Origin of the sequence: Variovorax robiniae (genome assembly GCF_037889955.1) — a bacterium.
Taxonomy (GTDB): Bacteria; Pseudomonadota; Gammaproteobacteria; order Burkholderiales; family Burkholderiaceae_C; genus Variovorax; species Variovorax robiniae.
Window position 1 is genome coordinate 1 of the sequence record NZ_JBBKZS010000057.1, and the last position, 7,896, is coordinate 7,896.

Consider the following 7,896-nt stretch of genomic DNA (forward strand, 5'->3'; position numbering starts at 1 on the left):
AGCTGGCTATTCGAGTCGAGCAACAGCTGCGCAATATGCAGAAGAACCGGCGACTCGTGCGATCGTTCTTCCAGATGCCATCTGTCGCCTATATTACGGACTGCTGAGTAATATAGAGCCAGGTCACACAAACGGGTCGACGACAGTCAGGCCCATCGCGAGGAATGGCCCCGTGTCGCGAGTGGCTACGGTAGTGATGCCGGTGGAGTGCGCAACCGCCGCGATCTGTCCGTCGCCGATCGTAACGTTGTACCCTGCCCCCAATGCTCGCTCCGTCAACTGGGCGTATGACCGCGCCGCGAACTCGTCGAACGGAAGGACTTCGAATCGCGGGATGATGGCGTTGACGGCCTGATCTACGCGCGTGCGGTTCTGTCCCACCGGCATGCGCGAGACGCCAGAGAGCATCTCCATCACGGTGGTGGCGCAGATGCACAGGTCGGTCGGTGCCTGCAGGTTGAACCAGTCCACCACCTTCTGAGCGGGCTGCGGCTTTATCAGTTCGGAGACGACGTTCGTATCGAGCAGGATCATTCAAAGCTCGCCGGCTCGACGCTTTCGTCCGAGCGTTTGAACAGCGCGTCGACATCCTCGTTGCTGAGGCGCTCGCCGGCCGCCGCGAGATCGGAGTGCAACTGCCGACCGATCGCGACGAGCTGGTCGCCAAAGCCTGGAGTCGATGACGACTGCCTCGTGGCCACCTCGACTAGGACGTTGCGAGCGAAGCCCTCGACACTGCGGCGCCCTCCCCTGCGGGCGGCCAGGATCTTCAGCGCCGCGTGCGCCGTTTCGGGAAAGTCGCGGATTGTGAGCGTGGGCATTTGCTGTCACTCCTTCGCAGTGCTAGCAATCATACGCCGCCATGCCCTCCCCTACAAGGATCAGGGCAAAAATCGCCTGCCGCTCCCGTACAGAACTGTTCCATTTTGGACAACGCTTACGAGGCCATCGACGCTCTCGCGCACTATCCCGACCATGGCATCACTGCGCTCGCCACGAGAAGCTGCGGCCAAGCGGTCGGCCAGTTTGCCCACCAGCTGACCTGATGGGTCGGGGAGTTCATTGCCAACCCACTCTGAGGCTTTGCACGTGAATCGTCGGCGTACACCCCAGACATCGGAGTTCCTTTCGGCGATTCGAGTATGAGTCTATCCGTTCAAGGTGCGCGCCACCCTTTCCCTGGCTCCTTCCGCGATCTCAGTCGAGCCAATATCAATCCCTTATCGAGGGTAAATATTTGAGGGAAGGGCGGTCGTTCGCCTGAAGTTGCGAGGTTCAAAATGAATGAAGTTCGGGAAATCCGATCATCCAGAGGCATCCAGATCGAGGATGTCTTCGGGGCCGCGGACGCGCTCCTGGCCGAGGGGCTGCGGCCCACCATCGAGCGCGTGCGGCTCAAGATCGGGCGCGGCTCGCCAAATACCGTCAGTCCGATGCTCGAGAAATGGTTTTCTTCGCTCGGACAACGGATCGCAGGAGGGATCAATCCGGCGGCCAACCTGGCGGCCGGCAATGATGCGGACGGCGTGCCGGTGAGCGTGCGGAATGCGGCCCGGCTCCTGTGGGAGACGGCGCGGCGCGAGGCCGATGACGTGCAGCGGCAGGAACTCGAGAGCGCCCGGGCGGTGCTCGATGAAGCCGGCACTGTGCTGGCGGCTGGCCAAGCCGGCCTGGCGCAGCGAGAAGCGGCCTTAGAACAAGCCCGGGCGAGCTTGGACGCGGCGCTGGCCTCCTCGCAGCAGGCGCGCGAGACCCTGGAGCGACAGCTGGCCGAACAGACTGCCGAGGTCGCACGGATGCGGGCCGTGTCCGAACAAGAGATCGCCCGGCTCAACGCCCTCCTCCAGGAATCTCACGCCAGCAAGGAAGTGCTGCGGCAGGAGCAGGCGGCGGCGCTGGCCGAGCGGGACAAGGATGTCAAGGCGGAGCGGGAACGCCACGTCGCCCTGGAACGCCACTCGCATGAGGAGGTCGACCGTGCCCGCCAGGCCTCGAAGCAACTTGAAGCCGGCTTGGCCCGGGAGCAACAGCAGCGCTTGCGCAGTGAAGAAGCAGCGGCGCAGACGCTGGAGGCCGGCCGCCGGATGCTGCGCGAGACGCAGCACGCCGCCCAGCAGGTCGAGCGAGATCTTCGCGATCAACTCACCCTCCAGGCGAGCCTGCTGGCGCAGGCGCAATCGGAAGGCTCGGCGCTACAGCAACGACTCGAAGATTCGTTGCGGCAGCTCAGCGAAGAAAAGAAATCGCATGAAGGCACCCGGACGCTCCTGGTCGGCGCTTTGGACGCCGGGCGCAAGACCGCTCCGCGCGGAGCCGGCGCTCGATTGAAAGCCACGCGGCCCAGGGGTTAGTTGCTGGCAGTGGGCATATAGTGCTCGTTCTAAGGCTAGAACCAACCATTCGACTACCGAGGGCCCGCCGCCAATAGCCTACCCAGCGGCACGGGCGACTTGCCGTCGTCGTCGCTGATAGCAGTACGGCGCCAGAGCTCCATCGCCAGCCCGAACCCCAGCGCGGGGTCGTCCGGTGCCAGCCGCGTCCAGGCGCCGCGCCCCTTACGGAGTTGGGGTGCCGCCTCGGGCGAGCACAGGAGTTCACGGTCGAAGTCGACTCGGACGGCCCCGTAGTCATCCACGGCTACCTCGCAGACGGCCCCGCGGCCCGCGGCGCCCGTTGCCGTCCTGAACACGGAAAACGCCCCCGACAGCGCCACGCCTGTGAGCGCCGAGCGCAACTCGACCATGCCGCCGATGGCGGTGGCGAAAAGTCGCCCGTCCGGCGACACGTTGACGGACCGCGTTTCATTGCCGCGGCGAGATGCCTTGCCTTCCTGCGACCATTTCACCAGCCCCGACGTCGCATCGAAGGCATGGACGTAGGGGCCGTCGGTCAGCCAGACGAGGGTATCCGGACCTGCGAACGCGACGACACCGCCGCTGCTCCCCCTATCGGGCAGGGCGAACCGCGAGGCCACCGTGGCCTCACAGGGCTGCTTGCGCACGTCGTAGACCCATATCTCGCCGTCGCGCGTAAGCACAGCCAGCCGGGATCCGGTGGGGTCGAATGCCGCCTCCAGCGCTCGCTCGGCGGGATGCGCCGAGACCTTGCACCGTGCGCCGCCAGCGGGGAGGTCCAGCAGCCGGAAGGCGTCTTCCTGGACCTCGGTCATAGTGAGCAGCATGAACCGATAGTCGGGCGAGAAGTACGGCCGCACGGTGGCCGTCACGTCTTCGACGTGGCACCAGGCTGCTACCCGCGTAACGGGATCGAACTTGCAGGCCATGAAGGCCGCTCCCTGGTTACCGGTGACGCTGGCTGCCAGCGCAATGTGATGCCCGTCCACCATCGCAACCCCGCTCGTCAGCGAATCGGTATTCATTGAGCGGGCTAAGAAATCCCGTCGCTCGGCGGCATCGCCCTTCAATTCCCCCATGTTGAGGGCCGGAAACGGCGGTGGATCACGCACGGCCATCGGCACGATGGTCCGCTTGTCATCCGGGAGCCGGGACTCGGCTGCGCGCCAAAAGGATCGCTCGTCGCGCAGCCGCGGGAATTCCAGTCGAACCGTAGTGCGCTCCGCAATGGGCCGTCGCGATGCGCCTGCAACGCGGTCATTCCCGCCTGCATCGACCGGGATCTTCACATGCGGCAGCGGCTTGGCGTCGGCATCCAGGTCGATGCGCACAGTGTCGCCGTCCATCTGGGCATCCTTCGTATCTTCGTCGCTGGCCAGCCAGATCTCCGTCGCCCGTAACGAGACCTGGCCGTTGGCGGCCCACGCCACCGAATCCACCCGCACGGCGCCCAGCGCATGCGGGCCGCGCACCGTCATCGTCGGCCAAGCTATCCGCGACACGCGATGGGCCACGTCTACCGCCAACACTTCTGTGCCTTGCGGCGAAAACCATACCTGCTCCAGCACCGCGCCGGGGATCTCCCGAAGCTCGCCCTTCGGCCCGCGGACCAGGTTGCTGTCGCCCCAACGGACCACCCGTCCCCGACCCACCGACGCCGCGGCTTCACTGAACGTCATCAGCCGCGGCAGCAGGAAGCGCGCTGGTTGCGCGTAGCGCCCCCCGTCGAGCGAGGCAGCCGAAGTATCCAGCCGCGCCAGGCCCACGGCCGCTTGGGCGAAGAAGTTGCTGCTCAGCGACGCGAGCGCGCCGTCCCCCTGCTTGCGAGCCACTGCCTCGGCCCGCTGCTCCGCTTCGTGCTGGGCGCGGTCCGCCTCCTGCACTGCCTTGGCTTGCTGCGCCCGGGCATTGGCCGCTGAGACCTGCGCTGCCTGCCGCTGCAGTAGGTAGCCGCCCCCCGCCCCCGCCAGCAGCAGCGTGACGATAAGTCCGCCGGCCAGCGCGGTCGCCAAGCGTCGCTTGCGGCGCTCTTCATGCCAGGGCACAAGCGTGCGCACGTCGCGGCCGGCCACTTGGGCGAGCACGCGCACGAGTTCGAGCTGCTCGCGCGTCTTGAACCGCGTGGCACCGGGCCGGTGCTGCGTCAGATCGGCATAGCGGCTCTCGTACCCCAGCAGCGCCGCCACGTCGGATGGCCCGCCCTCCAATAGCACGGGGATGGTCGCTTCCGGCCTGACGGCGCGGAATGCCGCTACCTCATCATTCACCCAGTGCGACCGCAGCGCCGCCGGCGACACGCAGACTACCAAGCACGCCGACTCCAGCAACGCGCCGTTCAACTGGTCACCCAGATTGCCGGTGCGGATGTCGGTCGTGTCTCGATAGACTTGGATGCGTGTCGTGGGTGTGCCGACGCTCGTGGGCAGCGCGTAGTCCTCCAGGAACTCCTGGATCGCCTTCACCACCTGAATGTCCCGGTGGCTGTAGCTGAGGAAGGCGTGGTATTTGAATTTCTTCGCGGGCGGGGGCTTCTCCGCCGCATGCTCGCCAGCCTCATAAGGCGCGGGACCGGGCTGCAGATCGCTCATTTTCCCTCCTGCGGTTGGGGCAGCGCTAGGGCATCGATGCGGTGACTCCGCCGAGTGCGCTTGATAGCCCGAGACCTGTCAATCAACTCCGCAGCTTGCAGTGCTCAGATCGCTGTCGTCATCCACTCGATGATGGGCGTTTTCCGACCTGAAAGACAGATGCGTTTGGCCGCCGTGCGGCCATGCGAGCCCGCTTACGGGCTTCTCTATGATGCTGACGCATCAGACCTGCCCATGCTTACATGCACCGCAAAACTCTTGCTGCGATCGCCCTCCTCATTGTTGCCGTTCTGGCTGGCTGTTCGAAGCCTTCCCCTCCCAAAGATTCAGCGTCACCGGTCTGCCGTCGCCGGTCCGCCACCCTATAGGGATAACACCTTCGGCGGAGCGGCCGAAGGGTGTTTACCCATGACCTTTGGGTCGCGACCCGGCGGACCGGCGGCGGACCGGTCCAACTTGGCGGACCGGCTTTCCATTCGATTCGACGAGAACCCCCGACAATCAGCGCCGTCCAGAAAGAGAAAGGCTCGTGCATGAAAGAGTTTCAGGTTTCAACCTTGCCCAAGTATCTCGAAGAGGTTGAACTGCGGAGTTCGCATACGCGCATCTATCGTGGCGTCGCCGACCCGAGCTACCAACTCATTCCTTCACTGGGGCGACTGGACGTTGATCCTGTCTTTGGTCTTGAGAAGCTGCCGGGCGGGACCTTGGAAGAGAGACGCGAGCGATACGAAGTGGAACTTCTCAGGGAGTTCAAGCGCCGCGCGATGCCCTTTCTCACCATCTTGCCGCGCTCCGAGCTTGAGTGGCTTTGCTTGGCACAGCACTATGGCGTGCCCACCCGCCTGCTCGACTGGACAATTAACCCGCTCGTCGCCCTGTATTTCGCCTGCGAGTCCAAGCCCGAGTCGGGCGGCGCGGTCTACGTTCGTGATCAAACGCATTGGCAAGTCGGGGCTCATCACGACGAACCCTTCAAGAAGGCTGAACAGATCATGGGCATCCAGCCGGATCACTCTGACAAGCGGTTTGTGAATCAGGAAGGCGTCTTCACGCTGCAGCCCGACTTTCGCGTCGCCATCGACGACGATGCCACTCACCGGATCGTGTTCAATGCCAAGGCGAAGGACCATATGCAGTGGCAACTCGCGAAGTTCGGCATCCGGGCGTCTGTCATCTACCCTGGGCTCGATGGCGTCGCAAAGGATGTGAGAGCCCTCTGCGAGACAACGCGGACCGGAGTTCTCCGAGAAGCCGATCCGTACAGGTCGCTGCAGTTCTGGGGCAGGCCGAGACAATAGGCCTCAGTCAGAGCCGGGCCGCTCGCCTCCAGGCGGGGGCCGGTTGCCAGCAAAATTGCGTGAAGGATTAACCCCCGCCTTGCCCGCTCGCGCAGATTTTTTTTCCCCCCGCGCGCGCGCATCTAGAGAAGCCCTGGCGCGCAAAATCGGCCCTGCGACCGCTGCATATCGGCCGCCGTTTGATGAAGGATCGCGATGACCTCAGCAAAACCGAAGGCCACGGCCAGCCGCAGACCCGGCAGGCCCGCGCATCAACGCGATGAGGCCATCGCGCGCCGAGTAGCGATGCTGATTGGCTGCGGCGTGCGAGTGGCAGACGTTGCCGCCCTGCTTTCCCTTTCGGAGCCGACGCTTCGACGGGCTTATGGCGACGAGGTCCGCCTCGGGCACGTCCGGGCCGGCGCGATGGTCGCGCAGAGCCTGTTCAAAGCGGCCACGCATCCCAAGCGCCCCGACACCAAAGCGGCCGTTTTCTGGCTCCGCTCGCGCTGCGGCTGGACCGAGGTGGCGGCGCCCGCGCAGCCGCCGGAGCCGGGCAAGAAGGACGCCGCGCAAGCGCTCGGGCTCGTCGCCGAGCGCGGCACCTCATGGGATGGGTTGCTCAATCCGGACTCGGTGCAATGACAACGGCCAGCGCCTGCTCGTCGAGTCCGTTGCGCCGTGGACTGCCCTGCCGGAGGCGGCATGTATCGAGACAGCCATGGCCGCCCTGCGCACGGCAGTCAACCCCGCATGCACCGATTGTGGCCTCGGCTGCATGGGCGGCTTCATCATCGCCGTGCTGGGCGATGCGCCCGACTTCAACGGCACCGTGCTGATCGCCGAGCAGGCAGGCGAAACCGGATACCGATGGCGCCCGGCTGCCGAGCACGAAGACGCATTCATGAGAGCCGCCGGCACTGCCGAACTCGCCCTGCGGCGGAGGGCCATGCCTGGGCAGTAGCGCCCCCCGATCCGACGCCCGATGCCTATGGACATGCATAGGCATCCGCCTGAGCGGATGCCGGGCTAAGCCCCCTCTCGACAAACGTTGCCGTGGGCACGTAGGCATTGCCGCCCCGGCGCGCAACCTCATTGCGAGTGAGAGCGAGCACGTCCCGCTTCGCCTCGGCCATGCTCCAGTAGGTAACGCTACCCGTCACCTCCACCACGCCGATGAACTTGCAGGGGCTGCTAGCCCCCGGCGGGTCGATCTGCCGCACCTTCAGCGCGGCCGGATCGTGGGTCGTCGCGCATGCGGCGAGCAGGCTGAGAGGCGCCAGCAGGGCAATGACTTTCATGATTGTGGGGAGGCGGGAGCGGCCTCTAAGGTCGAGGTGCGCAATTTTGCCGCGCCCATTGCGCAGGTCCCGTAGGCCATGCCAATACGGGCCTGTGGGCCGCGCAATCGGCCTCGGAGCTACCTGCGCCCGCCGAATCGCAATCGCCCGCCGTAGAGGCCTCTACGGGCCTTGCGGCGGCATGCATCGCGCACATGATCGTTGCATCGATATGCCTATGGGAGCATATTGCGAGGCCAGCACCAACAACCGAAGGTCCACCTGTCGGCGCCGGTTGAATTCTGACCCACCCTGCCGGTTGAACTTTGACCCGGGGACGGAGGCCGGCATCGTGAACGCCGACTGTGGATAACTGTAGCTCGTTCCCCCTTTC

General features: G+C 65.2%; 8 protein-coding genes. 4 read left to right on the forward strand and 4 right to left on the reverse strand.

Features of this window, described 5'->3' with window-relative positions; genetic code table 11:
• Positions 1-123: 123 nt before the first annotated feature.
• Both WKW79_RS36390 and WKW79_RS36395 read right to left on the reverse strand, forming a co-directional pair.
• Entirely contained in the window at positions 124-534 is a 411-nt protein-coding gene (locus WKW79_RS36390) for a type II toxin-antitoxin system VapC family toxin (RefSeq protein ID WP_340340094.1), read from the reverse strand.
• Positions 531-821: a FitA-like ribbon-helix-helix domain-containing protein gene (locus tag WKW79_RS36395; RefSeq protein WP_340340095.1), complete on the reverse strand. Its 291-nt coding sequence runs from the start codon at positions 819-821 to the stop codon at positions 531-533. The genes WKW79_RS36390 and WKW79_RS36395 overlap by 4 nt, the downstream gene beginning before the upstream one ends.
• Before the next feature lie 459 nt (positions 822-1,280).
• Here WKW79_RS36395 and WKW79_RS36400 point away from each other — a divergent pair, with 459 nt between their 5' ends.
• Complete coding sequence (locus tag WKW79_RS36400) at positions 1,281-2,351, forward strand: DNA-binding protein (RefSeq protein ID WP_340340096.1); 1,071 nt, start codon at positions 1,281-1,283, stop codon at positions 2,349-2,351.
• A 53-nt stretch (positions 2,352-2,404) separates the two neighbouring features.
• On the opposite strand, the gene WKW79_RS36405 is transcribed toward WKW79_RS36400, so the two are convergent.
• On the reverse strand, positions 2,405-4,942 hold the full coding sequence (locus WKW79_RS36405) for a TIR domain-containing protein (RefSeq protein WP_340340097.1): 2,538 nt from the start codon (positions 4,940-4,942) through the stop codon (positions 2,405-2,407).
• Between the two features lie 533 nt (positions 4,943-5,475).
• Between WKW79_RS36405 and WKW79_RS36410 the strand changes: the two genes are divergently transcribed.
• From WKW79_RS36410 to WKW79_RS36420, 3 genes are all read left to right on the forward strand, one after another.
• Positions 5,476-6,243 carry an FRG domain-containing protein gene (locus WKW79_RS36410; protein ID WP_340340098.1) on the forward strand — a complete coding sequence of 256 codons (768 nt, stop codon included), beginning with the start codon at positions 5,476-5,478 and terminating at the stop codon, positions 6,241-6,243.
• A 195-nt stretch (positions 6,244-6,438) separates the two neighbouring features.
• On the forward strand, positions 6,439-6,867 hold the full coding sequence (locus tag WKW79_RS36415; RefSeq protein ID WP_340340099.1) for a hypothetical protein: 429 nt from the start codon (positions 6,439-6,441) through the stop codon (positions 6,865-6,867).
• A 76-nt stretch (positions 6,868-6,943) separates the two neighbouring features.
• Positions 6,944-7,186, forward strand: a complete 243-nt coding sequence (locus WKW79_RS36420) for a hypothetical protein (RefSeq protein ID WP_340340100.1) — start codon at positions 6,944-6,946, stop codon at positions 7,184-7,186.
• A 25-nt stretch (positions 7,187-7,211) separates the two neighbouring features.
• Here WKW79_RS36420 and WKW79_RS36425 read toward each other — a convergent pair whose 3' ends face one another.
• Positions 7,212-7,523, reverse strand: coding sequence for a hypothetical protein (locus tag WKW79_RS36425; protein ID WP_340340101.1), 312 nt, complete (start codon positions 7,521-7,523; stop codon positions 7,212-7,214).
• Positions 7,524-7,896: the final 373 nt, after the last annotated feature.